Raw genomic sequence first — 25,439 nt, 5'->3', positions numbered from 1 at the left:
TGCGACGGATCAGCTGCCTTTGACAGTCTTGCCGTTGACAGTACCGTCCTGGAGCATGATGTTGTACTCCTTGCCGTCAGTCTCGACCTGTTGCAGGCGCACCAACAGGTAATCCCAATCCTTGGCGAACCACAGCACGGTGATGCGTTTGCTTTGTGTCGGATCGCGCACGCGCTCGACCTTGATCGCATCGATCTGGCCGGCCTTGGTGTCGACCTTTTCCGAACCCAGCACGCGGAAGTCGTAGGTATCGACTTCGCCATCATCGACCACCTGATAGCTCATGCTTTTCTTGCCGGCGGCAACGTCGTGCTGCAGCGCCAGTTGATAGGTCGACTTGTCGACCATGCCGCGGTTCAGCGGGATCTTCACCGCGTCGCCACGGTCGGTGCCGGTCACCAGTTTATTGGCCCAGTCGAAGTCCAGATCAGCTTTCTTCGCTTTGCCCAGACCACCGCGTTCAAAGTGGTAGGACTGTGGCAGCAGGGTGTCCTTGTCCAGCTTCAGGGTGCTTTCTTCAGTCAGGCTGGCGATCATCATCGAGGCCTTGAAGCTGAGCTTCCAGACGCCGTCGGCTTCCTTGGTCAGGCTGCGTTCGGCGGTGCCGCTCATGGGCAGCTGCTTCCAGTCGGCGGTGTAGCTGGCGGAGAACGGTTGAAGGTCCGCTGCCTGCGCGAAGGGCAGGGCGAGCAGAGCGCAAGCGAAGAGCAGGGCGCGACGCATAATATCTCCTAGTGTCGAATCAAGTGGCCGCTGGCGGCGAGTGGCTGACCGTCGAGTAAAGCACCCTGGTCACCGAGTGTCAGCCTGCCTTCGGCAAACCAGCGTACTGCCATCGGATAGATCAGGTGTTCCTGGGCGTGGACTCGTTGCGCCAGACTCTGCGGCGTGTCGTGCAACTCTACCGGTAATACTGCTTGTACGACCAGTGGTCCGCCATCGAGTTCCTCGGTGACGAAGTGCACGGAGCAGCCATGTTCCGTATCGCCGGCCTCCAGCGCGCGCTGATGAGTGTGTAACCCTTTGTATTTGGGCAGCAGCGACGGATGGATGTTGAGCAGGCGACCCTGGTAGTGACGCACGAAATCAGCGCTGAGAATGCGCATGAAGCCGGCCAGCACCACGAGTTCGGGGTTGAATTGGTCGATCAGTTCGATCAGCGCGGCATCGAAGGCCTCGCGGCCCTCGAATGCCTTGTGATCCAGCGAGCGGGTGGCGATACCCGCGTCGCGGGCGCGTTGCAGGCCGTAGGCGTCGGCGCGGTTGGAAATCACCGCAGCGATGCGGACCGGGCTGTCGCCGGTCCGCGTGCTGTCGATCAGAGCCTGCAAGTTACTGCCGGTGCCGGACAACAGCACCACGACATCACAGGGCTTTGGCATCAGTGAGCCTTGAGGTTCTTCAGTTCGACCTGCGCAGCGCCTTCGGCGGCCACGGCGATCTGACCGATGACCCAAGGCTGCTCGCCGGCGTCACGCAGGGTGTTCAAAGCCACTTCGACGTGCTCCTGAGCCACGCAGATGACCATGCCGACGCCGCAGTTGAGCACGCGGTGCATTTCGGTTTCATCAACGTTGCCTTTCTCCTGCAGCCAGTCGAATACGGCCGGGCGAGTCCAGCTGGCCACGTTAACCACTGCTTGCGCGCCTTTTGGCAGTACGCGCGGGATGTTGTCGAGCAGGCCGCCACCAGTGATGTGGGCCATGGCCTTCACAGCGCCAGTGTCCTTGATCAGCTTGAGCAGTGGCTTGACGTAGATGCGGGTCGGGGCCATCAGCAGGTCGGTCAGCGGTTTGCCGTCGAGCTGGGTGTTCTCGATGTCGGCACCGGAGACTTCGATGATCTTGCGGATCAGCGAGTAGCCGTTGGAGTGCGGGCCGGACGATGGCAGGGCGATCAGGGCGTCACCGGTGGCGACTTTCGAGCCGTCGATGATTTCCGCTTTTTCCACGACGCCGACGCAGAAGCCGGCCAGGTCGTAGTCTTCGCCTTCGTACATGCCTGGCATTTCAGCGGTTTCGCCGCCGACCAGCGAGCAACCCGACAGTTCGCAGCCAGCGCCGATGCCGGTGACAACCTGGGCAGCGGTGTCGACGTTCAGTTTGCCGGTGGCGTAGTAGTCGAGGAAGAACAGCGGCTCGGCGCCGCACACCACCAGATCGTTGACGCACATGGCGACCAGGTCGATGCCAATGCTGTCGTGCTTGTTCAGGTTCAGCGCCAGACGCAGCTTGGTGCCGACGCCGTCGGTGCCGGAGACCAGCACTGGCTGCTTGTAGCCGGCCGGGATTTCGCAGAGGGCGCCGAAACCGCCCAGGCCGCCCATGACTTCCGGGCGCGCAGTGCGCTTGGCGACGCTCTTGATGCGTTCGACCAATGCTTCACCGGCGTCGATGTCTACACCGGCGTCCTTGTAGCTCAGGGAGGGTTGCTTGCTCATGATCCAGGCCTTTAGGGAGGGGATTCAGGGGGTAACGACCGAGTTCAGCGGGAACATCGAACTCGATGGGCGATCGCCTCACGCGAGTTTCGAGGGGCCCGGCTGTTGCCGGTCTGCGAAGGCGCGCGATTTTATCAGGCTTGAGGGGCAGCGGCCATCCTCGCACCGACGGGCAGGGCCATATCGGCGGAAATTTTTTGCAATCGCAGGGTATGACTGCCTGTATAAGGTGTGGCGATTAACCGTCTATCGTTAGGACTGTGCAAAAACTTACCGCCACCGTGTGAATGTTTTGCCAGGGGTGGGGGTCACAGCCTTGCTCAAACGGTTCACGCGGCGTGTTCCAGCCGCTCCTGTCGACGGGAATTTTCCATGCGTTTTTGTAAATTGTTATTTGTAGGCTGCCTGACGCTGGTCAGCCTGGCGAGCCATGCCGAAAACCTCAAAGGTCTGTATCAGGTGCGTCAGCCGGTCAACGGCCAGGCGCCGGAAGAGCGCGATCGCGCCACGCAGGCGGCGCTCGATACCTTGGTGCTGCGCCTGACCGGCGACCCGAAAGCCGCGCAGAGCCCGGGGCTGGCGCCGATCCGCAAGGATCCGCAGCAGATCATCAGCCAGTTCGGTTTCGATGCCGGGCCACCGGAAGTGCTGAAAGTCGATTTCGATCCGGCAACCACCGAGCAGGCCTTGCGCCGGGCCGGGTTGCCGGTGTGGGGCGCCAGTCGACCGTCGATCCTCGGCTGGTGGCTGAACGATTCAACTGAAGGTGCGAGCCTGGTCGGTGACGGTCAAACCGCAGCCTCAGCATTGCGCACGGCCGCACAACATCGCGGTTTGCCACTGCGCTTGCCGCTGGCTGATCTCAGCGAGCAATTGGTTGCCACCGCACCCGCGCTGGAAAGCGCTGACCCCGCGCCCTTGCGCAGTGCTTCGGAGCGCTACAACGCCGACGCCTTGCTGGCGGTGCATGCCCGCGAAGAGGGCGGACAGTGGCAGGCAAAATGGCGCTTGTGGCTCGGTGATCAGAAAGAGGCCGGCAGCGTGCAGGGCGCCGATCAGGCAGCTGTCGCCGATGCGGTGATGCTGGCGGTGGCCGAGCGTCTGGCGCCGCGATTTGTCGCCAAACCCGGCGCATCGGGTCAGCAGACCCTGGAAGTGCAGGGCATGAATCTGGAGCATTATGCGGCGCTGCTGCGGTTACTCGAACCCTTCGGCGTGCGTCTGCAAAGCGTGCAGGGCGATCGGATCGTCTATCGGGTCAATGGCAGCGCCGATCAGTTGCGCGCGCAATTGTCGCTGGCGAAGTTGCAGGAGCTGCCGGCCGAAGCGCCGGCCCCGGTGGCGTCTGCCCAGCCAGCGGCGGATGGTACGCCTGCGGTTGCAGCGCCAGCCCCGGCAGCGGCGGCACCGTCGTTGCGGTTTCGCTGGTAAGTCTTTCCTTATATAGAAGCATCAGGAGTGGTAAATGGCCGATACGCGGCGTTGGTTCTGGCTCGGTGGGGTAGTCCTGCTTTGCGCGTTTGTATGGTTGCTGCATCCGATCCTCACGCCGTTTCTGGTCGCGTTGTTGCTGGCTTATCTGTTCGATCCGCTGGTGGATCGTCTGGAACGGCTCGGGCTGTCGCGAACTTGGGGCGTGATTGCCGTGTTTGCCTTGTTCACCTTGATCGTCACGGCGTTGCTGCTGGTGCTGGTACCGATGCTCGCCAAGCAGTTGCTGCGTTTGTACGAGCTGGCGCCGCAGATGCTCGACTGGTTGCAGCACACCGCTGTGCCGTGGGCGCAAGCGAAACTGGGGCTGTCGGACGGCTTCTGGAAGTTCGATAAAGTCAAAGCTGCGATCAGCGAGCACATGGGCCAGACCACCGACATCGTCGGCGTGGTGCTGAGTCAGGCGACGGCGTCGAGCCTGGCGCTGATCGGCTGGTTGGCGAATCTGGTGCTGATTCCGGTGGTGAGCTTCTATCTGTTGCGCGACTGGGACGTGATGATGGGCAAGATCCGCAGCCTGTTGCCCCGTGATCGCGAAGAGCGCGTGGTTTCGCTGGCGGGTGAGTGCCACGAAGTGCTCGGCGCGTTTGTGCGCGGGCAGTTGCTGGTGATGGTTGCGTTGGGGGTGATTTACGCGGCTGGCCTGATGATCGTCGGTCTGGAGCTGGGGCTGTTGATCGGCTTGATTGCCGGGCTCGCGGCGATTGTGCCGTACATGGGTTTTGTCATCGGCATCGGCGCGGCATTGATCGCCGGGTTGTTCCAGTTCGGTGGCGATCTGTACCCGATGGTCGGGATCGTCGCAGTGTTCATGGTCGGTCAGGCGCTGGAAGGCATGGTGCTGACGCCGCTGCTGGTCGGGGATCGGATCGGCCTGCACCCGGTGGCGGTGATCTTCGCGATCCTCGCGGGTGGCGAGCTGTTCGGTTTTACCGGCGTGCTGCTGGCGTTGCCAGTGGCGGCGGTGATCATGGTGCTGGTGCGTCATGTCCACGACTTGTATAAGGACTCCGGGATCTACAGCGGCGTTGACGAACCTGAGCTGTGATGGCGCGGGCGGCCCGGCGCTTGGCCGGGCTGCCGCGTTTCGTTCGAGCGAGGGCGCCAGAGAATCTGTCATCAAACCGCTGCGTCAACGCAAACCTTTGATTTTGCTTGGGGTCTGTCGCATTGTGCGCTCAGCCTCACGGGTATAAACTTCGCCAACTTTACACAGAGGCCACTAACGGTTCCTTTGAGAACTGTTCAGTCAGCATGAAACCGATTCAGCTGCCCCTAGGTGTGCGTCTGCGTGACGACGCCACCTTCATCAACTACTACCCAGGCGCCAATGCCGCTGCACTCGGCTATGTCGAGCGTCTCTGCGAAGCCGACGCCGGGTGGACGGAGAGCCTGATCTACCTGTGGGGCAAACACGGCGTCGGGCGCACGCATCTGTTGCAGGCCGCGTGCCTGCGCTTCGAGCAGATGGGCGAACCGGCGGTATATCTGCCGCTGGCCGAGTTGATGGATCGCGGCGTGGAAATCCTCGACAACCTTGAGCAGTACGAACTGGTCTGCCTGGATGACTTGCAGGTGATTGCCGGCAAGGCCGACTGGGAAGAGGCGATGTTTCATCTGTTCAATCGTCTGCGTGACAGCGGCCGGCGCCTGCTGATCGCCGCGTCCACTTCGCCGCGCGAATTGCCAGTGAAGCTGGCCGACCTGAAATCGCGCCTGACCCTGGCGCTGATCTTCCAGATGCGCCCACTCTCCGATGAAGACAAATTGCGTGCGCTGCAATTGCGCGCATCCCGTCGCGGTCTGCACCTGACCGATGAAGTCGGGCACTTCATTCTCACTCGCGGCACGCGCAGCATGAGCGCGCTGTTCGATCTTCTCGAGCAGCTTGATCAGGCGTCCCTGCAAGCGCAACGCAAGCTGACCATTCCCTTCCTTAAGGAAACTCTTGGCTGGTAGTAGTGGGCTTTTGCCAGCTTTCAGGCGCCAGAAAACCCACGTCCCTACGCCGATTCACCGGCCAGACGAGTTACGCGCTTAGATGTAAACGCGAAACCGGGAAGTCACATAAAGTTCGATTGAATTTGCAAATGAGGACGATAGCGGGCATAGTCTCGGCTTCTTTACAACTATCAGCCACGGTCGTGCCCATGCTAAAGCGCTTCGCACCCCTCGTGCCTCTCGCACTCGTTACCCTGTTATTCGGTTGTGCTGCTCATTCTCCGGTTCAAGAGCCGCCGCAACAGGTCAAGAATTCTGCTACTGCCCAGTCTTCCGTTATTTACCAGGAAGAGCTGGACACCGAAAAAGAACTCAACCAGTTCAACGGCAGCAAGCCTTATCAGCTTCCTGTTCTGGCTGACAGCATCCTCGAACGCGGTATGTCCCTGATCGGTACTCGTTACCGTTTCGGCGGAACTTCTGAAGCCGGTTTCGATTGCAGCGGTTTCATCGGTTACCTGTTCCGTGAAGAGGCGGGCATGAACCTGCCGCGCTCCACTCGCGAAATGATCAACGTTGATGCGCCGCTGGTTTCGCGCAGCAACCTTGAGCCGGGTGATCTGCTGTTCTTCGCCACCAATGGTCGTCGCGGTCGTGTCAGTCACGCCGGCATCTACCTGGGTGACAACCAGTTCATTCACTCCAGCAGTCGTCGCAGCGGCGGTGTTCGCATCGACAGCCTGGGTGACAGCTACTGGAGCAAGACCTTCATCGAAGCCAAGCGTGCACTCGCCATGGCGCCGACCGTGGTCACCGCTCGCAAGTAACCTGCATGTCGCTGCGTTCGCGGCGACAAAACGGCACGGCAACGGAGTAGACCTAAACTTTACAAGGTGAAGTTAAAGTCTTACTTGAAGTTTGCCGCGTAGCCGCTAGAATCCTGAATCTATATTGATGGCAAACCGCCTGCGTGATGACGTAGGCGGTTTTGTTTCTGTCCATTCGGCAGAGAAAGCCGCAGCCAGATCAGGATGTTCTGCTTATGACGATGTCGGCCCGCCTCACCTTGATCCTTTGCGCCGCGCTGCTCAGCGCCTGCGCCAGCCGCACACCGCCGCCAGCCCCCGTGGTTCGCGCGCCGATCGTGTTCGCTCCCTCCCAGGCTTTTTCCCCGTTGCTGAAGACGTGTTGTTCCGTGCCCTCGGCCTGGTCGGTACGCCGTATCGCTGGGGCGGCAACACCCCGGATTCCGGTTTCGATTGCAGTGGTCTGATCGGTTTCGTATACCGCGACGCGGCGGGCATTTCGCTGCCACGCTCGACCCGCGAAATGATCGTCATGCAGGCGCCGAATGTCGGCAAGGAAGGCTTGCAAACCGGCGACCTGATTTTCTTCGCCACCAATGGCGGCTCGCAGGTCAGTCATGCGGGGATTTACGTCGGCGAGGGTCGCTTCGTGCATGCACCGGCCACTGGCGGCACGGTCAAGCTCGACAGTCTGTCGAAAGCGTATTGGCAGAAGGCGTATCTGAGCGCCAAGCGGGTGTTGCAGCCGGGGCAGCTGGCGCATAACCCCTAGTGCGTATGCATAACTAAATGTGGGAGCGAGCCTGCTCGCGAAGGCGGAGTGTCAGTCGACAATGATCTGACTGATAAACCGCTTTCGTGAGCAGGCTCGCTCCCACATTTTTTGCTTCGCGCTTAGCTTAATTGCTGGCCGAAACGCGCCAAATTTTGTTCCCGACATCATCCGCCACCAGCAAGCTACCTTGCTGATCGATCACCACGCCTACCGGGCGGCCCAGCGCGTTCTCGTCCTTGTCGAGGAAGCCGGTCAGCACGTCCACCGGCTGCCCGGTCGGTTTGCCACCACTGAACGGCACGAAAATCACCTTGTAGCCACTGTGCGGTTTGCGGTTCCACGAGCCGTGCTGGCCAATGAATGCGCCTTCCTTGAATTGCGCCGGCAAGCGGTTGCCCTCTGCGAAAGTCAGGCCCAGCGAAGCGGTGTGCGGACCGACCGCGTAATCCGGAGCGATGGCCTTGGCCACCAGATCCGGATTCTGCGGTTTGACCCGCACATCGACGTGTTGCCCGTAGTAGCTGAACGGCCAGCCATAGAAGCCGCCGTCCTTGACCGAGGTGATGTAGTCCGGCACCAGATCGCTGCCGATTTCGTCACGCTCGTTGACCGCTGTCCACAAGGCGCCGCTGGTGGGTTCCCAAGCCAGGCCGTTGGGGTTGCGGATACCCGAGGCGAAGATCCGGTGATTGCCGGTCGCACGATCCACTTCCCAGATCGCCGCGCGGCCTTCTTCCTGATCCAGGCCGTTTTCGCCGACGTTACTATTCGAGCCGACGGTGACGTAGAGCTTGTTGCCGTCCTTGCTGGCGATGACGTTTTTGGTCCAGTGGTGATTCAGCGTGCCGCCGGGCAAGTCGACGACTTTGATCGGTTGGGTCTTGATCTCGGTGGCGCCCGGCTCGTAGTTGAAGCGCAGCAGGCGGTCGGTGTCGGCAACGTACAAATCGTTGCCGACCAGCGTCATTCCAAACGGCGAATTGAGGTTCTGCAGGAACACCGTGCGGGTTTCTGCGACGCCGTCGTGGTCGGCATCACGCAGCAGGGTGATGCGGTTCGGGCTGGGCACGCCGGCGCCGGCCTTGCCCATGACTTTCTTCATCACCCAGCCACGAATGCCTTTGCTGTCATCGGGCTTGGGCGGCGCATTGGTCTCCGCCACCAGCACATCGCCGTTGGGCAGCACGTAGAGCCAGCGCGGGTGATCAAGGCCTTCGGCAAACGCGGCGACCTGGGTGCCGGCCGCTGCGGTCGGTTTCGCGCCGTCCGGCCAGCCCACCGCCGGGGCGATGTTGACTGTCGGGATCAGCGTCTTGTTCGGTTCGGGCAGTTTCGGTGACGGGCCGGTGCCGTCGGAGACTTGCAGGCTGGAGGTTTCACCGCAGGCGGCGAGCCCGCCAGCGACGGCGATGATAAGAGCGAGTTGGGCCTTGCGCATTGCTGATCTTCCCTATGAATGCATTCCTAAACATAGAGGAGGGCGCAGGCCCGATGGTTCAACTGCTCAACCGCGGGCTTCCTTGAACAGCACGGCGATGCCGGGATGATAGTTGCCCGCGTCGCTGTGCAATTTGCGATAGGCGTAGGGGAAATACCAGGCCACGGCGCAGGTGTGTTCCTTTTGCAGGTCGTCGACCATGTCCTGCAGTTCTTCAGGGCTGGCGCTGTGCTGGGCTTTTTGCGGAGCAACAAAGAGGCAGCCGAGCTTGAGATCGCTGGCGTAGCTGATGCGCTTGGCATCAGCGGTGACGTCGAGCAGTGCCTGGGTCAGGTTGAGGTTGTTGACCCGTGGCCAGCGTTGCGTGGCCTGAATGAACGCGCGGTCTTCGGCGCCGGCAATCAGCAGGTCGGCGCGAGCATTGCGTTCGCCTTCTTCGTTCTGTTTGCGCGTGGCCGTGTCGTTCAGCGTGACCATTTCAGCCATCCACGCCGCTGCCGCGAGCAGGCCGAGATTGGCTTTCTCGTCGTGCCAATATGGCGTGTCGTTGTCGCCGCGTACGGTGTTGTAGCGATCGATACAGTCAAACCAGCGTTCCAGCACCGGGCGCAGGAATTCCAGGCGCGGGTTGCTGATGATCATGCCTTGCATCGTCGTCATCCTTATTGTTGTAGTGGGCTTTCGAAAAAAGCATGGCTCTTTGATATCACTTGTCGCAGTCTGGCACAAGATTGCCGCTGCACAATGGATCAGCGGCAGTTATTCGCGCGCAAAGCGCCTCTTCAATTGACGCTCCACCCCCAACCCTCTAACCTTCGCCGCTTGTTTCAGGTGCTCTGTGGCCCCGCGTCGACAGAGTGAAACAGGGAAGCCGGTGAGGGTGGTCTTCGAGCGAAGTCACGACGATCCCGGCGCTGCCCCCGCAACGGTAAATGAGTGAAAACTGCGCCTTGAGCCACTGCCTCGAAAGAAGCGGGAAGGCGCGCAGTCCGGCGAAACGCCGCTCATGAGCCCGGAGACCGGCCTGATCCATCTCAGCGGCATCACGGTGGGCGATGCCAGGCTTTTTGCCGTCTATTCTTGTGCCTGCCCGCCGTTATCCAGCCTCAACGGAGAGCTCCCCCATGACTGATTCCCCCGAGCGTGACGAACGCCATCTGGCGCGCATGCAGCGCAAGAAAGCCGTGATCGACGAACGCATCGCCAGCTCGCCCGACGAATGTGGCTTGGTGCTGGTGCTGACCGGCAACGGCAAAGGCAAGAGCAGCTCGGCGTTCGGCATGCTCGCCCGCGCGATGGGCCACGGCATGCAGTGCGGCGTGGTGCAGTTCATCAAGGGCCGCAACAGCACTGGCGAGGAATTGTTTTTCCGCCGCTTCCCCGAGCAGGTACGTTTCCACGTCATGGGCGAAGGCTTCACTTGGGAAACTCAGGATCGTCAGCGCGACATCGCCGCTGCGACCGCCGCTTGGGAAGTCTCGCGTGAATTGTTGCGCGACCCTTCGATCGGTCTGGTGGTGCTCGATGAATTGAACATCGCCCTCAAGCACGGCTACCTCGATCTCGATCAGGTGCTCAGCGATTTGCAAGCGCGCCCGCCGATGCAGCACGTGGTGGTCACCGGTCGCGGCGCCAAGCCGGAAATGATCGAGATGGGCGACACGGTTACCGAGATGGGCATGCTCAAGCACGCCTTTCAGGCCGGGATCAAAGCGCAGAAAGGCGTCGAACTTTGAAGCAACCACGTCACTGCCCGGCGGTGTTGATCGCCGCGCCGGCCTCCGGTCAGGGCAAGACCACCGTCACCGCCGCACTTGCCCGTTTGCATCGCAATCAGGGGCGCAAGGTGCGCGTATTCAAATGCGGCCCGGACTTTCTCGATCCGATGATCCTCGAGCGCGCCAGCGGTGCGCCGGTGTATCAACTGGACATGTGGATGGTCGGCGAGCAGGAAAGTCGCCGGCTGTTGTGGGAAGCCGCCGCCGAAGCCGACCTGATTCTGATCGAGGGCGTGATGGGCCTGTTCGACGGCACGCCGTCCAGCGCTGATCTGGCGCGCCACTTCGGTGTGCCGGTGCTCGGCGTGATCGACGGCACCGCCATGGCGCAGACCTTTGGCGCCTTGGCGCTGGGCCTGGCCAAGTATCAGCCGGACTTGCCGTTCGCTGGCGTGCTGGCCAACCGCGTCGGCACCTTGCGCCATGCGCAATTGCTCGAAGGCAGCCTCACCGAAGGTCTGCGCTGGTACGGTGCGCTGTCCCGCGAAACCGGTATCGAATTGCCGAGCCGCCACCTCGGCCTGGTTCAGGCCAGCGAATTGAATGATCTGGATCTGCGCCTCGACGCGGCCGCCGATGCGCTGGCCAGCAGTTGCGAGGTCGCGCTGCCACCGGCCGTTGAATTCGCCGCGCCTGACGTCATCGCCGCCGAGCCTCTATTAAAAGGTGTGCGCATCGCCGTTGCCCGCGATGAAGCCTTTGCCTTCACCTATGGCGCCAGTCTCGATCTGCTGCGGGCGATGGGCGCCGAATTGCGCTTCTTCTCGCCGATCCGCGACACGCAATTGCCCGAGGCGGACAGCCTGTATCTGCCGGGCGGCTATCCAGAGTTGCATCACGTCGCGCTGGCGCAAAACGCCTCGATGCTGGCGGCGATCCGCGCCCACCATACGGCGGGCAAGCCGTTGCTCGCCGAGTGTGGCGGCATGCTTTATCTGCTTGATTCGCTGACCGACGTGGAAGGCAACCGTGCTGAGCTGGTCGGTTTGCTCAAGGGCGAGGCGGTGATGCAGAAGCGTCTGGCGGCGCTGGCGTTGCAGGCGGTTGAATTGCCGGAAGGGGAGTTGCGTGGGCATACCTATCATCATTCCCTGACCACCACAGAGCTGACGCCGATTGCCCGTGGGCTGAGTCCCAATGGCGGGCGTGGGGCCGAGGCGGTTTATCGCGAGGGGCGGATGACGGCTTCTTATGTGCATTTTTATTTCCCGTCGAATCCGACTGCGATTGCCGCATTGTTTGCGCCAGATCGTGAGGCCGCCTTCGCGAGCAGGCTCGCTCCCACACTGGATGACCTGAACCCTGTGGGAGCGAGCCCGCTCGCGAAAGGCCCATGACCGACAACACCTTCTCCGAAGCCGAGCGCGCAGCGGTCTACAAGGCCATCGCCGAGCGCCGCGACATGCGCCACTTCACCGGCGGCAGCGTCGAGCCGCAACTGCTGCGTCGTCTGCTCGAAGCCGCTCATCAAGCGCCGAGCGTCGGTCTGATGCAGCCCTGGCGCTTCATCCGCATCAGCGATCGTGCTCTGCGCGGGCAGATCCGCGATCTGGTGGAAGAAGAACGCATCCGCACCGCCGAAGCCCTTGGCGAGCGCAGCGATGAGTTCATGCAGCTCAAGGTCGAAGGCATCAACGACTGCGCCGAAGTGCTGGTCGCAGCGCTGATGGACGATCGCGAAAAACACATCTTCGGTCGGCGCACGTTGCCGGAAATGGACATGGCCTCGCTGTCCTGCGCGATCCAGAATCTGTGGCTGGCCTCCCGTGCCGAAGGCCTGGGCATGGGCTGGGTCTCGCTGTTCGAACCGCAAGCCTTGGCGGATTTGCTCAAGTTGCCGGCCGGTGCCAAGCCGCTGGCGGTGTTGTGTCTCGGCCCGGTCAAGGAATTCTATCCAGCACCGATGCTGGTACTTGAAGGCTGGGCGCAGGCGCGGCCGCTCAACGAGTTGCTGTACGAAAATTATTGGGGAGTGAGTCAATGAGTGTGGCGTTGCTGAGTGTCGCCGCAGTAGCGCTGGATGCGCTGCTCGGTGAACCGAAACGCTGGCATCCGCTGGTGGCGTTCGGCAATTTTGCCGGGCGCATCGAGCAACGCTTCAACGCCGGCGGCCGGGGCTGGCGCAGCCACGGTGTGACCGCGTGGGTGCTCGCGGTGCTGCCGCTGACCTTGCTCGCCACAGCATTTTCCTGGGCGCCCTATGTGGGCTGGATTGTCGAGATTCTCGCGCTGTATTGCGCCCTCGGCATGCGCAGCCTCGGCGAACATGTCGCACCGGTCGCGGCTGCGTTGCGCGCCGATGATCTGGACGAGGCGCGCAAGCGTGTCGGTTATCTGGTCAGCCGCCAGACCGATGAACTCGATAGCACTGCCGTGGCCCGTGCCGCCACTGAATCGGTGCTGGAGAACGGCAGCGATGCGGTGTTCGCTGCGCTGTTCTGGTTTGTCGTCGCCGGCGCCCCGGGCGTGGTTCTGTATCGCTTGAGCAATACCCTCGATGCGATGTGGGGTTATCGCAACGAACGCTTCGAACGTTTCGGCTGGGCGGCGGCGAAAATCGACGACGTGTTGAACTACATTCCTGCGCGTCTGGTGGCATTGACCTACGCGCTGCTCGGCAAGACCCGCCTCGCGCTGAAGTGTTGGCGCACCCAAGCGTCGCAGTGGGACAGCCCTAACGCCGGCCCGGTGATGGCGGCCGGTGCCGGTGCGCTGGGCGTCCAGTTAGGTGGACCGGCGATCTATCACGGCGAACTGCATGAGCGCCCACAACTGGGCGAAGGTGCGCCGGCGGATGCCGATTCCATTGACCGTGGCTGGCAATTGGTCCAGCGCGGCGTATGGTTATGGCTGCTGATGCTTTGCCTGGGGGCGGAATTTTATGCTTGAGCACGGTGGCCGGTTGCGCAAGGCTGCACTCGATTACGGGATTGCCGAAGCCGACTGGCTCGACCTGTCCAGCGGCCTCGCGCCATGGCCGTTCCCGATCCCGGAAATCCCGCTGCGCGCCTGGGCGCGCTTGCCGGAAACCGACGACGGTCTGGAACAGGCCGCCTGCGATTACTACGGCGCCGCGCAGGTGTTGCCGGTGGCCGGCTCGCAAATGGCCATCCAGTTGCTGCCGCGTCTGCGCCGGGCCGGCAAGGTCGGCGTGTTGTCGCCGTGCTATGCCGAGCATGCCGAAGCCTGGCGGCGCAGCGGTTACATCGTCCGTGAAGTGCTCGAGCAGGAAGTCGAGTTCTTTCTCGACAGCCTCGATGTATTGGTGGTGGTCAATCCGAACAATCCGACCGGCCTCAGCCTGACCCCGGCACGCCTGCTCGACTGGCATGCGCGGCTGGCGCAACGCGGTGGCTGGCTGGTGGTCGACGAAGCGTTTATGGACAACACGCCGCAACTGAGCCTGGCGCCCTATGCGCATCAGGTCGGGCTGGTGGTGTTGCGTTCGTTCGGCAAGTTTTTCGGTCTGGCCGGGGTGCGCCTCGGTTTCGTTCTGGCTGAGCGCAAGTTGCTCAAACTGCTCGCCGAACAGGTCGGGCCGTGGGCGGTGAGCGGGCCGACCCGGGTACTCGGTACGGCGTGCCTGCAAGACACCGAGGGTCACACCCGTCAGCGGATTCGCAGCGATGAAGCGAGCGAACGGCTGGTGGCGCTGCTGACCCGTTGCGGTTTTGCACCGCAGGGTGGCTGCGCGCTGTTTCAGTGGCTGATCACCGAGCACGCCGAAGCGCTGCACGAATTCCTCGCCCGGCGCGGCATCCTCCTGCGCCTGTTCAGCCACAACAGCAGCGTGCGTTTCGGCCTGCCAGCCGATGCCGCGCAAGAGCTGCGTCTCGAACAGGCTTTGCAAGCATTCGCCAAGGACCACCCATGACCACTCTGATGGTGCAAGGCACCACGTCCGATGCTGGCAAAAGCACTCTGGTAACGGCGTTGTGCCGCTGGGCCACCCGCCAAGGCGTGGCGGTGGTGCCGTTCAAGCCGCAGAACATGGCGCTCAACAGCGCAGTCACCGCTGACGGCGGCGAGATCGGCCGCGCGCAGGCAGTGCAGGCGCAAGCGGCCGGTCTTGAACCGCATACCGATATGAATCCGGTATTGCTCAAGCCCAACAGCGACACCGGCGCGCAAGTGATCATTCACGGCCGCGCGGTGACGACGATGAACGCCGTTGCCTATCACGATTACAAGGCCATCGCGATGCAAGCGGTGCTCGCCTCGCACGAGCGACTCAGCGCTGCGTACTCGTTGGTAATGGTCGAAGGCGCCGGTTCGCCGGCGGAGATCAATCTGCGCGCCGGCGACATTGCCAACATGGGCTTTGCCGAGGCGGTGGATTGCCCGGTTTTGCTGATCGCCGACATCAATCGCGGCGGCGTGTTTGCGCATTTGGTCGGCACGCTGGAATTGCTCTCGCCGAGCGAACAGGCGAGGGTCAAAGGCTTCATCATCAACCGCTTTCGCGGCGATATCGCCTTGTTGCAACCGGGCCTCGACTGGCTGGAGCAGCGCACCGGCAAACCGGTGGTCGGCGTGTTGCCCTACGTGATGGACCTGCACCTTGAGGCCGAGGACGGCATCGACCAACGCCAGACCGACAAGGCCGAGCAGGTGTTGAAAGTGGTGGTGCCGGTGCTGCCGCGCATCAGCAATCACACCGATTTCGACCCGCTGCGTCTGCATCCGCAGGTGGATCTGCAATTTGTCGGCCCGGGGCAGGCAATTCCCGCCGCCGATCTGATCATCCTGCCGGGCTCGAAAAGCGTGCGCAGTGATCTGGCTTATCTACGCGCCAACGGCTGGGACGCGGCAATCAATCGGCATCTGCGCTACGGCGGCAAGGTGCTGGGGATTTGCGGCGGTCTGCAGATGCTCGGTGAGCAGGTGCACGATCCGCTTGGGCTGGAAGGCGCTGCCGGCTCCAGCGCCGGTCTGGGGCTGCTGGCGTTCGAAACGCAACTCGAAGCCGAGAAGCAATTGCGCAACGTGCGCGGGCGGCTGGCGTTGGAAAGCGCCGCAGTCAGCGGTTACGAAATACATGCTGGCGTAACCAGCGGGCCGGCGCTGGAGAATCCGGCGGTACATTTGGACGACGGTCGTTGCGATGGTGCGCAAAGTGCCGATGGTCAGGTGTTCGGCACCTATCTGCATGGCTTGTTCGAATCCCCCGAGGCGAGCGCGGCGTTGCTGCGCTGGGCCGGGCTGAGTGATGTACAAGAGGTCGATTACCACGGCTTGCGCGAACGCGATATCGAACGGCTGGCGGATCTGGTGGAGAAGCATCTGGATACCGGGCTGTTGCGGCAGCTCTGCGGGATTTGAGTTGTCTGGACTGGCCTCTTCGCGAGCAGGCTCGCTCCCACAGGGAGACGCGATCAACGGTGGGAGCGAGCCTGCTCGCGAAGGGGCCGGTTGTCTCACCACACATTTTTGGATGAACCCATGCTCCAACTGATCCTCGGCGGCGCCCGCTCCGGCAAGAGTCGTCTGGCGGAAAAACTCGCCAGCGACAGCCATCTGGCGGTCACCTACATCGCCACCAGCCAACCGCTCGACGGCGAAATGAACCAGCGCGTCGCCCATCACCGCGCGCGCCGCCCGGTCGAATGGGCGTTGATCGAAGAGCCACTGGAACTGGCCCGCGTGCTGCGCGAATCCGCTGGCGCCGAGCGCTGCCTGCTGGTCGATTGCCTGACCCTGTGGCTGACCAATCTGCTCATGCTCGACGACGCCGAACGTCTCGCCGCCGAGCGTGAAGCGCTGCTCGACTGCCTGGCGTCGTTGCCGGGTGAAATCATTTTTGTCAGCAACGAGACCGGAATGGGTGTCGTGCCGCTGGGCGAATTGACTCGCCGCTATGTCGATGAAGCCGGTTGGCTGCATCAAGCTCTGGCCGAGCGCTGTCAGCGAGTTGTCCTGACCGTCGCCGGCCTGCCCCTGACTTTGAAAGGATCTGCGTTATGAGCCCGACCTGGTGGCTGAACCCGTGCAAAACCGTGAACTCGGACATCATCGCGCAAGCGACCGAGCGCCAGCAGCAACTGACCAAACCGGCCGGTTCGCTGGGGCGCCTTGAATCGGTGGCCGTGCAACTGGCCGGTCTGCAAGGTCAGCTCAAGCCAACGCTGGAACAAGTCTGGATCGCGATTTTCGCTGGCGACCATGGCGTGGTAGCCGAAGGCGTATCGGCTTATCCGCAGGAAGTCACCGGGCAGATGCTGCTCAACTTTGTCAGCGGCGGCGCGGCGATCAGCGTGCTGGCGCGTCAGCTCGGTGCGCAACTGGAAGTGGTCGATCTGGGCACGGTGAATCCGACGCTGAATTTGCCCGGCGTGCGCCATCTGAACATCGGCGCGGGAACGGCGAACTTCGCTCAGGGCGCAGCGATGACTCAGGCACAGGGCGAATCGGCCTTGCAGGCCGGTCGCGACAGCGTCTTGCGCGCGAAAGCCGCCGGCACCCAGTTGTTCATCGGCGGCGAGATGGGCATCGGCAATACCACGGCGGCCAGTGCGCTGGCCTGTGCCTTGCTCGATTGCCCGGTGGCGCACCTGACCGGCCCCGGTACCGGGCTGAATGCCGCTGGCGTCAGCCACAAGGCGCAAGTCATCGAACGCGCGCTGGCGCTGCATGCCGCACAGCGTGGCGATGCCTTGCAGACGTTGTTCAATCTTGGCGGTTTCGAGATTGCCGCGTTGGTCGGCGCCTATCTGGCCTGCGCGCAGGAAGGCATTGCGGTGCTGGTCGACGGCTTCATCTGCACTGTCGCGGCGCTGGTCGCGGTGCGCTTGAATCCGGCCTGTCGCGAGTGGCTGTTGTTCGGCCATCGCGGTGCCGAGCCGGGCCATCGTCATGTGCTGGAAACCTTGAGCGCCGAACCGTTGCTGGAACTCGACCTGCGCCTTGGCGAGGGCAGTGGCGCGGCGTTGGCGGTGCCGTTGTTGCGCCTGGCCTGTGACCTGCACGGACAAATGGCGACGTTCGCCGAAGCGGCTGTCGCGGATCGCCCGGCATGAGTCTGCGTCTGGATCTGCTGCGCCACGGCGAAACGGAACTCGGCGGCGGCTTGCGCGGCAGCCTCGACGATGCGCTGACCGCAAACGGCTGGACGCAGATGCGTGCAGCGGTGGTCGACGGCGGGCCGTGGGATCGAATTGTCAGTTCGCCATTGCAGCGCTGCGCGCGCTTCGCCGCTGAACTCGGCGAGCAATTGAACCTGTCCGTGCATCTGGACAAGGATCTGCAAGAGCTGCATTTCGGCGCGTGGGAAGGGCAGAGCGCGGCGGCGTTGATGGAAACGGACGCCGAAGCGCTGGGGCTGTTCTGGGCTGATCCCTATGGCTTCACGCCACCGCAGGGGGAGCCGGTCAGCGCGTTTTCCGCGCGGGTGTTGGCGGCGGTCGCGCGGTTGCAGGCGGCTTACGCCGGCGAACGGATTCTGCTGGTCAGCCACGGCGGCGTGATGCGCTTGTTGCTCGCGCAGGCACGTGGTCTGCCGCGCGAGCAACTGCTCAATGTCGAAGTCGGCCACGGCGCGCTGTTTGCGCTGACGGTCGAGGCTGACGGCGCGCTCAAGGAAGGTCACTGAGATGTTACCGCTGTGGATCGCCTTGCAGTTTCTCAGCAGCCTGCCGATTCGCCTGCCGGGCATGCCCGAGCCGCAACAGCTTGGCCGTTCGCTGCTGTTTTATCCGCTGGTGGGATTGCTGTTCGGGTTGATCCTCTATGCGTTGAATCTGTTGTTGGCCGGCGCGCCGATGTTGCTCCATGCGGCGCTGTTGCTGACCGTGTGGGTATTGCTCAGCGGCGCGCTGCATCTCGATGGCTTGGCGGACAGCGCCGATGCCTGGCTCGGGGGTTTTGGTGATCGTGAACGTACGCTGACGATCATGAAAGATCCGCGCAGCGGGCCGATCGCGGTGGTCACGCTGGTGCTGGTGTTGTTGCTGAAATTCGCCGCGCTGCTGGCGCTGATCGAGCAAGCGCATACCCTGGCGCTGATCATCGTCCCGGTGCTCGGGCGGGCGGCGCTGTTGGGGTTGTTTCTGACTACGCCGTATGTGCGTGCGGGTGGCTTGGGTCAGGCGCTGGCCGATCATCTGCCGCGCAAAGCGGGGTGGTGGGTGCTGGGGTTGAGTGCGCTGGGCTGCGTGTTGATCGCGGGTATCGGCGCGGTGCTGATTTCGCTGGTTGGGTTTGTCTGGCTGCGGCGATTGATGATGCGGCGGTTGGGTGGGACTACCGGGGATACGGCAGGGGCGTTGCTGGAATTGCTGGAGATGGGGGTGTTGGTGGGGCTCGCTTTGGTCTGAAGGATTTGCGTAGATGATGCCGGCCCCTTCGCGAGCAGGCTCGCTCCCACTTTCGAAATGCAATCCCCTGTGGGAGCGAGCCTGCTCGCGAAGGGGCCTCACCGGCAACAATGATGTTCAGAGTAAACTCATCTGTAACTTGATTTAACACACTCGCGGGTATATACACGCATCATGCTTCCTTCTCAGTGTTTGTGCACCAACCTGCGTCGCGCCGCGCGTGGCGTCAGCAGGCATTACGACGGCGCTCTCGATGGCTTCGGGATCAACGTTGCCCAGTATTCTCTGCTGTGCAATCTGCAGCGGCTGGAGCAACCGAGCATTTCCGAACTGGCTGAGGCCATGGGCCTGGATCGCAGCACGCTCGGACGCAATCTACGTGTGCTGGAGGGCGAAGGTCTGGTGGCGCTGGCCGAAGGCGAGGACATGCGCAACCGCATCGTGCGCCTCACTGAAACCGGCGTGCAGCGCCTGGCAGCGGCATTGCCGGCGTGGGAAGCGGCGCAACAGCGGCTGATCGACCGTCTCGGTGCCGAGAAGCGCGAAACCTTGCTCAAACTGCTCGACGAACTGGCCTGACGGCGGTTTTTCGCGCTCAAGCGGGTATATACCCGCGACTGGAGAATAACAATGACATCGATGTGGCGTACGTGCGGTTGGGTGTTGCTGGGGAGTGCGCTGATCCTGGCGTTGTCATTGGGCGTGCGCCACGGGTTCGGTCTGTTCCTGTCGCCGATGAGCGCGCAGTTCGGCTGGGGTCGCGAAGTGTTTGCCTTCGCCATAGCCCTGCAAAACCTGATCTGGGGCCTGGCGCAGCCGTTCACCGGCGCGCTGGCTGACCGCTTCGGCGCGGCGAAAGTGGTGCTGGTCGGTGGGATCCTCTACGCGGCGGGCCTGGTGTGCATGGGCCTGTCTGATTCGGCGGTGACTCTGTCACTCAGTGCCGGTCTGCTGATCGGTATCGGTCTTTCGGGCACTTCGTTTTCAGTCATTCTTGGTGTTGTGGGTCGCGCTGTGCCGCCAGAGAAACGCAGCATGGGCATGGGTATCGCCAGCGCCGCCGGTTCGTTCGGCCAGTTCGCGATGTTGCCGGGCACGCTGGGCCTGATCGGCTGGCTCGGCTGGTCGGCCGCGCTGTTGGTGCTGGGCCTGCTGGTGGCGATGATTGTGCCGCTGGTGAGCATGTTAAAAGACAAGCCACTGCCGGTTCTCGGCCACGAACAAACCCTCTCCGAAGCGCTGCGTGAGGCCTGCTCGCATTCGGGATTCTGGCTGCTGGCGTTCGGCTTTTTTGTCTGCGGGTTTCAAGTGGTGTTCATTGGCGTGCACTTGCCGGCGTATCTGGTCGATCAGCATCTGCCAGCGAGCGTCGGCACCACGGTGCTGGCATTGATCGGGCTGTTCAATATCTTCGGCACTTACACTGCTGGTTGGCTTGGCGGACGCATGTCCAAACCGCGTCTGTTGACTGCGCTGTATCTGTTGCGCGCGGTGGTGATCGTGCTGTTCCTGTGGTTGCCGGTGACCACCACTACAGCGTATCTGTTCGGCATGGCCATGGGCTTCCTGTGGCTGTCGACGGTGCCGTTGACCAACGGTACGGTGGCGACCTTGTTCGGCGTGCGCAATTTGTCCATGCTCGGTGGCATCGTCTTTCTGTTCCATCAGCTCGGCTCGTTCCTTGGCGGCTGGCTGGGCGGGGTGGTGTATGACCGAACCGGGAGTTATGACTTGATCTGGCAAGTGGCGGTTCTCTTGAGTCTGCTCGCGGCGGCGCTGAACTGGCCGGTGCGCGAGCGTCCGGTGGCGCGCCTGCAAGCTGCGGCGAGCGCAGCATGAGCCGGATCTGCGCGCGATTCGCGCTGACCGCACTGGCTGCAGCGCTGTTGGCGCTGGTGTGGTGGGGCTGGCAACGCGGCGGTCTGGCGCTGATGCAGTTGGGCATGAGCATTTGCTAGATGGCAGCGTGGCGAGTAACGTCGAAGCCTGATGACTGCCCAAGGAAATTCGACATGTTGATGCGCTGGTGTGCTGTTCCCGCGTTGCTGATGGCGTTGACTGGCCTGGCCCAGGCCGCCGACTGTCCTGAGCTGTTGCAAGGCTCGCTGCCCAAGCTGCGCGCCAAGGAATCCATCGATCTGTGCAAGCAGTACGCCGACAAGCCGCTGGTGGTGGTCAATACCGCCAGCTTCTGCGGTTTCGCCCCGCAGTTCGAAGGCCTCGAGGCGCTGAACAAGCGCTATAAGGATCAGGGGCTGGAAATGCTTGGCGTGCCGTCGAATGACTTCAAGCAGGAGTCCAAGGACAGCGCGGAAACCGCCAAGGTCTGCTACGCCAATTATGGCGTGACCTTCAACATGACCGAGCCGCAGAAGGTCCGCGGCGATGACGCCACGCATCTGTTTCAGGTGCTGGCCGCGCAGAGCAATGCGCCGAAGTGGAATTTCTACAAGTACGTGGTCGACCGGCAGGGCAAGGTCGTGGCGAGTTTTTCCAGCTTGACCAAGCCGGATGATCCCGAGTTTATCGCCGCGATCGAAAAGGCCATTGCCTCCAAACCGCTGAAGCCTTGATGGTCCTGTAGGAGCTGACGAGTGCAACGAGGCTGCGATCTTTTGTTCTTGAAATTCCAGGATCAAAAGATCGCAGCCTCGTTGCACTCGTCAGCTCCTACCGGTTTGTTCGATGCCCAGGCATGAAAAAGCCCCGCCTCTGCGAAGAGAGCGGGGCTTTTTCGTGGGCGAGGGTTAGCCTCGCCACGGTGCATCAGAAGCGGTAAGTCGCGCCGACACCGAAGCCGTTTGCCGAGTTTTCATACTTGGCATCGTAAGTCTGGCCACGCGCGTTTTCGTTGCGGATGTTGACCGACTCTTCTTTGAGGTACGAGTACGCGACGTCGATGGTCAGGTCGTCGGTCGGGCTCCAGCCGGCACCGATACTGAAGATGGTACGGTCGCCAGTCGGGATACGCGGCGAGCGGTCTTCGTTATTGGTTGGCGACTGGTCGAAGGTCAGACCGGTACGCAGGACCCATTCCTTGTTCAACTGGTACGAGGTACCCACGGCATAGGCCCAGGAGTCATGCCAGTTCTGGTCTTCGTTGATCGAACCGAACTGACCGGCCAGCAGAGGCTGCACGCCGGAGTTCTTCACGGTGATCTTGTCCAGTTGGCTCCAGCGGGTCCAGGTGGTACCGGCGTAGACGTTCCAGCGATCGTTGATCGCCTGGGTGACCGACAGGTCCACGGATTCCGGCGTGGTGATCTTCAACGAAGCGTCGTACTTCTGGTTGGCGCCAACGCCCACCAGCGCCAGAGCGTTGTAGTTGACCTTGGTGTCGCCTTCGAGCTTGTAGTCGACCTTGGAGTGATAGGTCAGGCCGACACGGGTGGTGTCGGTGGCCTGGACCAGCAAGCCGACGTTGTAACCCAGCGCGGTGTCGTCACCCTTGATCTTGACCTTGCCGTCCGGCAGTGCCTGGGTGATCGACAGGTTGGATTCCAGCGAGCCGTCGATGCGGTTGATGGTCGGGCCGAAACCGATCGACACCTTGTCGTTGAAGGCGTAGCTGACGGTTGGCTGGAAAGTGATGACTTGCACTTCGGACTTGCTGCCGAAGTAACGACCGGCGAAGCCGTTTTCGTAATCCGTGATCAGGCCGAACGGCACGTAGACACCGAGGCCGAATGCCCAGTGATCATCGATCGGTTTTACATAGAAGCCCATCGGTACGGCAGTGAGGGGCACCATGTCGCCCTTGTTGCTGCCGCCATTAGGGCTGGAGCTGGTATCGCTGATATCGGTATGCGCGTCGACCAGGGCGACGCCGCCGGTGACTTGTTCGCGCTTGATGCGCGCCATGCCGGCCGGGTTGCCATAAACAGTGCTTGCGTCGTCGGCAGAAGAAGATCGCCCGGCAAAACCAGTCCCCATCCCACTGATGCTTTGTTCGTTGAGGGCAAAACCTGCCGCGAAGATTTGTGTGGAGGCAAGGGTAACGGCGAGGCTAAGGGTGGTTTTGAGCATGACTTTTTTCATTATTAGAACTCCTGGTGATCACCGGGGCGAAAATTACCAACATTTTCGTCCCAGCGCTATAGCCTGTAAGCCTTGAGTTAGAGCGGTTTTGTAGGACAATCCGACCAAAATGGCGACTTGTTGCGAGAACTTGTGAAACCGCCCGGTCAGCAAGCGACCTGATTCAACGGTGAAACACAGGTTTGCCAGGCATAGGTGAAGTCGCGCAAACGGCCTTGCGGTTGAAAGGTCTGGCGCCAGATGCGCGCCATGCCGAGCAGATCGGTCGGAGCGGGGAGGGTGGGGTTCTGTTCTTCTACCAGCAGCCAGGCGATGGCCGTGGCGTAACGCAGGTTCACGGTCAGTTCCAGATGCGGACCGCTGAGGAATGCATGCTGACTGGCGAGGCCGCGCACCAGGCTGGCGCGCTCCGGATCGAGCGCCAGATAATCATCCCAGAGCGCCTGATGGCGATGCTCGGCAATCCGGTATAGGCCGTGGCCACGGCGGTCATGCAGGGCAGAGCCGAGGGCGGATTGGCTGGCAGCGATACCCAGCAGCAGGGATTCGGCAGTTGCGCAGTGGCGTCCCAGATAGATCAATGTGGGACGGATCACATAGCGGCACAGTTCGCTGGCAGCGATACCCATAACACCCTCGGTTCTTGTTGTTAAGGGCGAGTCCTGAAGGGGCTTTGGCAGCAGTGGATCGACTCAGGCTCGCCGCAAGCGGGTCAAGCCGCTTGAGTTGAAGTGTAGTGTCATATTCAGCGTGTAAAGGACTGTTTTTAAAATATTTCCGCCATCGCATCCCGGGCGTTAGATCGGAACATGCTTAGAAGCGTTGCGCTAAAAGTGAAATATCAGGCAATAAAAAGCCCCGCTTTTCAGCAGGGCTTTGCTTTTGCAGCCTGTCCGGCTTTCAGGCAACCAGTGCCTGACGGGTACGCTCGATCACGGCCTGCAGCGGTTCGGCGCTGGAGTATTGATCGGGGTACAGACGCTCGCTGTGACGAGCGATGCCGTGTTCATTGACCACGGTGAAGCTGAAGCAGCCTTTGCGAGCGGCCATGATCAGGCAGTTCATTGGAGCAAAAGCGTTGGTTAGGGTGCGAATGGCATCCTGAGTCTGGATTTGAGTAGACATAGTTATTAGGTGTTCCTACAAATGACACGGATAAGAACCGTGCAACGTTAAAACGTTCCAGTAACGTTGATCACCATTGATCGAACGAAGAACCCGACTGGAACAAAGCAGCCAGTTTGAAGCGCTGATAAGTGAGCGCGCTTGGGCTGGCAGGTAGGTACTTAGGAGGACAGGCATCACAGCGAGGGCAAAGGTTCTGGGCCCGGGGTGAAGATCCTGATCAATTTGCAGGTTGGTTCGGTCAGAGTAAGTGTTCTTCGCAACGCCCTTTGCTTTCGTTCAAAGGCAGCGTCGTCGCAAGAGTTACCTGGAAACCATCGAGGGGTCGTTCCCGCTTTTTTCGGCAGTGTCTTCCTGTTGGAAGTTGACCGTGGGAGATGTTCGACCGGAATTGACTTTCAGCTTGGTACTAACGCCGCGGATAGTAACGGATCCGTTCGGGCGAAGCAAACCCCATGACGAAAAAAGCTTCGCACGGAATGGTCGTGTCGCACCGTCCGTCGGCGTGCACGCTTTTCGCAGAGCCTTTCGGTCGTTCGCAGCTGCGCAAAATGACCCCAAAAAGCGCACGCATATAACCGGCGCACAGGTACTTGTGCACATTAGTTGCGCAGAGCGTAACGCAACTGTCACATCGATCCTGACTTCAGTCGCTGCCTGTATCAAAAGTTTAAGTCAATGAAAAATATCGTCTTTTTTTGTTGGTGAAAAAATCGTCAGTTTGACTGCGAGCCCCATTCCATAAGGCTTTGCGAGGATCACAGAGCGGTTGTCCACTGACTTATCCACAGCTTCTGTGGATTGTCCCTAGCGCTTGCTCTAGGACGGGCGTGCCGGGTTTTTTTCGACTTTACCTGTAAGAAAAAGAGAGTAAAGTGGCGCGCCTTCCGATCTGTCCCGCAGTGCTTTATGAAGTTTCGCTCAGTATCAGACTCTGTTACCTCCAATCCGACCTCTGTTACCGCTCCCAAGCGTTTTTCCGTACGTGTGGCTGAGTGGCTGCTCGATGCGCCGCGCCTGAGCGACAGTCCCAGCGCCAAACACCTCGCGGGCCGCCTGCTCAAGCAACCGGCCCGTGAAGGTGTAGTCGCTGCGCAAAGCCGTCTCGGCCAATTGATCTGCCGTGAGTGCGGCAATGCCCGTGACCGGCGTATCGGTCAGGAGCTGCTGCGTCAGGCCGCCCGCGCCGGTGACCGTCGCGCACAGCAGGAACTCGGTCTGATCGAAGACTGAGCTGTCCAAGCCCAGACACCTTGGTTAACCTTCAGGCTTTATCCGATTGGCAGGAGTCGCTA

Annotated in this window: 27 protein-coding genes, 1 pseudogene and 1 riboswitch; of the genes and pseudogenes, 20 read left to right on the top strand and 8 right to left on the bottom strand. The window is 61.6% G+C overall.

The window, feature by feature from the left end:
- Positions 1 to 9 precede the first annotated feature (9 nt).
- From ACZZ0K_RS15845 to purM, 3 genes are read right to left on the bottom strand one after another with little or no spacing between them, the layout of a single operon-like run.
- A complete protein-coding gene (locus ACZZ0K_RS15845) occupies positions 10 to 723 on the bottom strand; it encodes a DUF3108 domain-containing protein (RefSeq protein ID WP_056783915.1) in 714 nt (237 codons plus the stop codon).
- 8 nt (positions 724 to 731) lie between these two features.
- A complete protein-coding gene (gene purN, locus ACZZ0K_RS15840) occupies positions 732 to 1,382 on the bottom strand; it encodes a phosphoribosylglycinamide formyltransferase (protein ID WP_150741314.1) in 651 nt (216 codons plus the stop codon).
- Positions 1,382 to 2,440 (bottom strand): phosphoribosylformylglycinamidine cyclo-ligase, encoded by a 1,059-nt coding sequence (purM, locus tag ACZZ0K_RS15835; protein ID WP_258707799.1) that lies wholly within the window; start codon positions 2,438 to 2,440, stop codon positions 1,382 to 1,384. The genes purN and purM overlap by 1 nt, the downstream gene beginning before the upstream one ends.
- A gap of 372 nt (positions 2,441 to 2,812) precedes the next feature.
- On the opposite strand from purM, the gene ACZZ0K_RS15830 reads away from it, so the two are divergent.
- The 5 genes and pseudogenes from ACZZ0K_RS15830 to ACZZ0K_RS15810 all read left to right on the top strand — a co-directional run bounded on the left by ACZZ0K_RS15830 (position 2,813) and on the right by ACZZ0K_RS15810 (position 7,450).
- On the top strand, positions 2,813 to 3,871 hold the full coding sequence (locus ACZZ0K_RS15830; protein WP_258707800.1) for a DUF2066 domain-containing protein: 1,059 nt from the start codon (positions 2,813 to 2,815) through the stop codon (positions 3,869 to 3,871).
- Positions 3,872 to 3,905: 34 nt separating this feature from the next.
- The gene (locus tag ACZZ0K_RS15825) at positions 3,906 to 4,979 is read left to right on the top strand and encodes an AI-2E family transporter (protein ID WP_130887144.1); all 1,074 of its coding nucleotides are present in this window, start codon (positions 3,906 to 3,908) and stop codon (positions 4,977 to 4,979) included.
- Positions 4,980 to 5,185: 206 nt separating this feature from the next.
- Positions 5,186 to 5,890 (top strand): DnaA regulatory inactivator Hda, encoded by a 705-nt coding sequence (gene hda, locus ACZZ0K_RS15820; protein WP_007919828.1) that lies wholly within the window; start codon positions 5,186 to 5,188, stop codon positions 5,888 to 5,890.
- 191 nt (positions 5,891 to 6,081) lie between these two features.
- The gene (locus tag ACZZ0K_RS15815; protein WP_016773699.1) at positions 6,082 to 6,699 is read left to right on the top strand and encodes a C40 family peptidase; all 618 of its coding nucleotides are present in this window, start codon (positions 6,082 to 6,084) and stop codon (positions 6,697 to 6,699) included.
- A 215-nt stretch (positions 6,700 to 6,914) separates the two neighbouring features.
- Positions 6,915 to 7,450: pseudogene (locus ACZZ0K_RS15810) on the top strand (C40 family peptidase).
- 127 nt (positions 7,451 to 7,577) lie between these two features.
- Here ACZZ0K_RS15810 and ACZZ0K_RS15805 read toward each other — a convergent pair.
- Positions 7,578 to 8,891 (bottom strand): PQQ-dependent sugar dehydrogenase, encoded by a 1,314-nt coding sequence (locus ACZZ0K_RS15805; RefSeq protein ID WP_252879674.1) that lies wholly within the window; start codon positions 8,889 to 8,891, stop codon positions 7,578 to 7,580.
- Positions 8,892 to 8,957: 66 nt separating this feature from the next.
- Positions 8,958 to 9,542, bottom strand: a complete 585-nt coding sequence (locus ACZZ0K_RS15800) for a hypothetical protein (protein ID WP_041479545.1) — start codon at positions 9,540 to 9,542, stop codon at positions 8,958 to 8,960.
- A gap of 161 nt (positions 9,543 to 9,703) precedes the next feature.
- Positions 9,704 to 9,933: riboswitch (cobalamin riboswitch) on the top strand.
- An 82-nt stretch (positions 9,934 to 10,015) separates the two neighbouring features.
- On the opposite strand from ACZZ0K_RS15800, the gene cobO reads away from it, so the two are divergent.
- The 14 genes from cobO (at position 10,016) to ACZZ0K_RS15730 (ending at position 21,554) form a co-directional block, all read left to right on the top strand.
- Positions 10,016 to 10,627 (top strand): cob(I)yrinic acid a,c-diamide adenosyltransferase, encoded by a 612-nt coding sequence (gene cobO, locus ACZZ0K_RS15795; RefSeq protein WP_150636720.1) that lies wholly within the window; start codon positions 10,016 to 10,018, stop codon positions 10,625 to 10,627.
- Positions 10,624 to 12,006: a cobyrinate a,c-diamide synthase gene (locus ACZZ0K_RS15790; protein WP_463559198.1), complete on the top strand. Its 1,383-nt coding sequence runs from the start codon at positions 10,624 to 10,626 to the stop codon at positions 12,004 to 12,006. The genes cobO and ACZZ0K_RS15790 overlap by 4 nt, the downstream gene beginning before the upstream one ends.
- On the top strand, positions 12,003 to 12,653 hold the full coding sequence (bluB, locus tag ACZZ0K_RS15785) for a 5,6-dimethylbenzimidazole synthase (RefSeq protein WP_024012169.1): 651 nt from the start codon (positions 12,003 to 12,005) through the stop codon (positions 12,651 to 12,653). The genes ACZZ0K_RS15790 and bluB overlap by 4 nt, the downstream gene beginning before the upstream one ends.
- Positions 12,650 to 13,558 (top strand): adenosylcobinamide-phosphate synthase CbiB, encoded by a 909-nt coding sequence (gene cbiB, locus ACZZ0K_RS15780; RefSeq protein ID WP_258707802.1) that lies wholly within the window; start codon positions 12,650 to 12,652, stop codon positions 13,556 to 13,558. The genes bluB and cbiB overlap by 4 nt, the downstream gene beginning before the upstream one ends.
- Positions 13,551 to 14,543, top strand: coding sequence for a threonine-phosphate decarboxylase CobD (cobD, locus tag ACZZ0K_RS15775; RefSeq protein WP_056783936.1), 993 nt, complete (start codon positions 13,551 to 13,553; stop codon positions 14,541 to 14,543). Before cbiB ends, cobD begins: the two co-directional genes overlap by 8 nt.
- Positions 14,540 to 15,991 carry a cobyric acid synthase gene (locus ACZZ0K_RS15770; protein WP_252879678.1) on the top strand — a complete coding sequence of 484 codons (1,452 nt, stop codon included), beginning with the start codon at positions 14,540 to 14,542 and terminating at the stop codon, positions 15,989 to 15,991. The genes cobD and ACZZ0K_RS15770 overlap by 4 nt, the downstream gene beginning before the upstream one ends.
- Positions 15,992 to 16,111: 120 nt before the next feature.
- Positions 16,112 to 16,633 (top strand): bifunctional adenosylcobinamide kinase/adenosylcobinamide-phosphate guanylyltransferase, encoded by a 522-nt coding sequence (gene cobU / locus ACZZ0K_RS15765; protein WP_150741322.1) that lies wholly within the window; start codon positions 16,112 to 16,114, stop codon positions 16,631 to 16,633.
- Positions 16,630 to 17,685, top strand: a complete 1,056-nt coding sequence (gene cobT / locus ACZZ0K_RS15760; protein ID WP_258707803.1) for a nicotinate-nucleotide--dimethylbenzimidazole phosphoribosyltransferase — start codon at positions 16,630 to 16,632, stop codon at positions 17,683 to 17,685. The genes cobU and cobT overlap by 4 nt, the downstream gene beginning before the upstream one ends.
- Positions 17,682 to 18,257, top strand: a complete 576-nt coding sequence (cobC, locus tag ACZZ0K_RS15755; RefSeq protein ID WP_150741323.1) for an alpha-ribazole phosphatase family protein — start codon at positions 17,682 to 17,684, stop codon at positions 18,255 to 18,257. The genes cobT and cobC overlap by 4 nt, the downstream gene beginning before the upstream one ends.
- Before the next feature lies 1 nt (position 18,258).
- Positions 18,259 to 18,981, top strand: coding sequence for an adenosylcobinamide-GDP ribazoletransferase (locus ACZZ0K_RS15750; RefSeq protein WP_258707804.1), 723 nt, complete (start codon positions 18,259 to 18,261; stop codon positions 18,979 to 18,981).
- A 174-nt stretch (positions 18,982 to 19,155) separates the two neighbouring features.
- A complete protein-coding gene (locus ACZZ0K_RS15745; protein WP_016773714.1) occupies positions 19,156 to 19,560 on the top strand; it encodes a MarR family winged helix-turn-helix transcriptional regulator in 405 nt (134 codons plus the stop codon).
- 51 nt (positions 19,561 to 19,611) lie between these two features.
- On the top strand, positions 19,612 to 20,820 hold the full coding sequence (locus tag ACZZ0K_RS15740; protein WP_056783951.1) for an MFS transporter: 1,209 nt from the start codon (positions 19,612 to 19,614) through the stop codon (positions 20,818 to 20,820).
- Entirely contained in the window at positions 20,817 to 20,939 is a 123-nt protein-coding gene (locus ACZZ0K_RS15735) for a hypothetical protein (RefSeq protein ID WP_256584315.1), read from the top strand. Before ACZZ0K_RS15740 ends, ACZZ0K_RS15735 begins: the two co-directional genes overlap by 4 nt.
- A gap of 54 nt (positions 20,940 to 20,993) precedes the next feature.
- On the top strand, positions 20,994 to 21,554 hold the full coding sequence (locus ACZZ0K_RS15730; RefSeq protein ID WP_041479535.1) for a glutathione peroxidase: 561 nt from the start codon (positions 20,994 to 20,996) through the stop codon (positions 21,552 to 21,554).
- Positions 21,555 to 21,747: 193 nt separating this feature from the next.
- On the opposite strand, the gene ACZZ0K_RS15725 is transcribed toward ACZZ0K_RS15730, so the two are convergent.
- The 3 genes from ACZZ0K_RS15725 to ACZZ0K_RS15715 form a co-directional block, all read right to left on the bottom strand.
- The gene (locus tag ACZZ0K_RS15725) at positions 21,748 to 23,019 is read right to left on the bottom strand and encodes an OmpP1/FadL family transporter (RefSeq protein ID WP_056783953.1); all 1,272 of its coding nucleotides are present in this window, start codon (positions 23,017 to 23,019) and stop codon (positions 21,748 to 21,750) included.
- A gap of 146 nt (positions 23,020 to 23,165) precedes the next feature.
- Positions 23,166 to 23,648 carry a hypothetical protein gene (locus ACZZ0K_RS15720; RefSeq protein ID WP_024012180.1) on the bottom strand — a complete coding sequence of 161 codons (483 nt, stop codon included), beginning with the start codon at positions 23,646 to 23,648 and terminating at the stop codon, positions 23,166 to 23,168.
- Positions 23,649 to 23,919: 271 nt separating this feature from the next.
- Complete coding sequence (locus ACZZ0K_RS15715) at positions 23,920 to 24,144, bottom strand: hypothetical protein (protein ID WP_016773719.1); 225 nt, start codon at positions 24,142 to 24,144, stop codon at positions 23,920 to 23,922.
- Between the two features lie 909 nt (positions 24,145 to 25,053).
- Between ACZZ0K_RS15715 and ACZZ0K_RS15710 the strand changes: the two genes are divergently transcribed.
- A complete protein-coding gene (locus tag ACZZ0K_RS15710) occupies positions 25,054 to 25,377 on the top strand; it encodes an SEL1-like repeat protein (RefSeq protein WP_024012181.1) in 324 nt (107 codons plus the stop codon).
- The last annotated feature ends 62 nt before the right edge of the window (positions 25,378 to 25,439 follow it).

This window comes from Pseudomonas sp. AC255 (assembly GCF_979258175.1).
The sequence above is the reverse complement of the archived record's forward strand: the minus strand, read 5'-3'. Positions and strand labels throughout refer to the sequence as shown.

Excerpts from the sequence above, each read along its gene's own strand:
- ACZZ0K_RS15845 (WP_056783915.1), bottom strand. The coding sequence starts at position 723 with ATGCGTCGCGCCCTGCTCTTCGCTTGCGCTCTGCTCGCCCTGCCCTTC.
- purN (WP_150741314.1), bottom strand. The coding sequence starts at position 1,382 with ATGCCAAAGCCCTGTGATGTCGTGGTGCTGTTGTCCGGCACCGGCAGT.
- purM (WP_258707799.1), bottom strand. The coding sequence starts at position 2,440 with ATGAGCAAGCAACCCTCCCTGAGCTACAAGGACGCCGGTGTAGACATC.
- ACZZ0K_RS15830 (WP_258707800.1), top strand. The coding sequence starts at position 2,813 with ATGCGTTTTTGTAAATTGTTATTTGTAGGCTGCCTGACGCTGGTCAGC.
- ACZZ0K_RS15825 (WP_130887144.1), top strand. The coding sequence starts at position 3,906 with ATGGCCGATACGCGGCGTTGGTTCTGGCTCGGTGGGGTAGTCCTGCTT.
- hda (WP_007919828.1), top strand. The coding sequence starts at position 5,186 with ATGAAACCGATTCAGCTGCCCCTAGGTGTGCGTCTGCGTGACGACGCC.
- ACZZ0K_RS15815 (WP_016773699.1), top strand. The coding sequence starts at position 6,082 with ATGCTAAAGCGCTTCGCACCCCTCGTGCCTCTCGCACTCGTTACCCTG.
- ACZZ0K_RS15805 (WP_252879674.1), bottom strand. The coding sequence starts at position 8,891 with ATGCGCAAGGCCCAACTCGCTCTTATCATCGCCGTCGCTGGCGGGCTC.
- ACZZ0K_RS15800 (WP_041479545.1), bottom strand. The coding sequence starts at position 9,542 with ATGCAAGGCATGATCATCAGCAACCCGCGCCTGGAATTCCTGCGCCCG.
- cobO (WP_150636720.1), top strand. The coding sequence starts at position 10,016 with ATGACTGATTCCCCCGAGCGTGACGAACGCCATCTGGCGCGCATGCAG.
- bluB (WP_024012169.1), top strand. The coding sequence starts at position 12,003 with ATGACCGACAACACCTTCTCCGAAGCCGAGCGCGCAGCGGTCTACAAG.
- cbiB (WP_258707802.1), top strand. The coding sequence starts at position 12,650 with ATGAGTGTGGCGTTGCTGAGTGTCGCCGCAGTAGCGCTGGATGCGCTG.
- cobD (WP_056783936.1), top strand. The coding sequence starts at position 13,551 with ATGCTTGAGCACGGTGGCCGGTTGCGCAAGGCTGCACTCGATTACGGG.
- ACZZ0K_RS15770 (WP_252879678.1), top strand. The coding sequence starts at position 14,540 with ATGACCACTCTGATGGTGCAAGGCACCACGTCCGATGCTGGCAAAAGC.
- cobU (WP_150741322.1), top strand. The coding sequence starts at position 16,112 with ATGCTCCAACTGATCCTCGGCGGCGCCCGCTCCGGCAAGAGTCGTCTG.
- cobT (WP_258707803.1), top strand. The coding sequence starts at position 16,630 with ATGAGCCCGACCTGGTGGCTGAACCCGTGCAAAACCGTGAACTCGGAC.
- cobC (WP_150741323.1), top strand. The coding sequence starts at position 17,682 with ATGAGTCTGCGTCTGGATCTGCTGCGCCACGGCGAAACGGAACTCGGC.
- ACZZ0K_RS15750 (WP_258707804.1), top strand. The coding sequence starts at position 18,259 with ATGTTACCGCTGTGGATCGCCTTGCAGTTTCTCAGCAGCCTGCCGATT.
- ACZZ0K_RS15745 (WP_016773714.1), top strand. The coding sequence starts at position 19,156 with ATGCTTCCTTCTCAGTGTTTGTGCACCAACCTGCGTCGCGCCGCGCGT.
- ACZZ0K_RS15740 (WP_056783951.1), top strand. The coding sequence starts at position 19,612 with ATGACATCGATGTGGCGTACGTGCGGTTGGGTGTTGCTGGGGAGTGCG.
- ACZZ0K_RS15735 (WP_256584315.1), top strand. The coding sequence starts at position 20,817 with ATGAGCCGGATCTGCGCGCGATTCGCGCTGACCGCACTGGCTGCAGCG.
- ACZZ0K_RS15730 (WP_041479535.1), top strand. The coding sequence starts at position 20,994 with ATGTTGATGCGCTGGTGTGCTGTTCCCGCGTTGCTGATGGCGTTGACT.
- ACZZ0K_RS15725 (WP_056783953.1), bottom strand. The coding sequence starts at position 23,019 with ATGAAAAAAGTCATGCTCAAAACCACCCTTAGCCTCGCCGTTACCCTT.
- ACZZ0K_RS15720 (WP_024012180.1), bottom strand. The coding sequence starts at position 23,648 with ATGGGTATCGCTGCCAGCGAACTGTGCCGCTATGTGATCCGTCCCACA.
- ACZZ0K_RS15715 (WP_016773719.1), bottom strand. The coding sequence starts at position 24,144 with ATGTCTACTCAAATCCAGACTCAGGATGCCATTCGCACCCTAACCAAC.
- ACZZ0K_RS15710 (WP_024012181.1), top strand. The coding sequence starts at position 25,054 with ATGAAGTTTCGCTCAGTATCAGACTCTGTTACCTCCAATCCGACCTCT.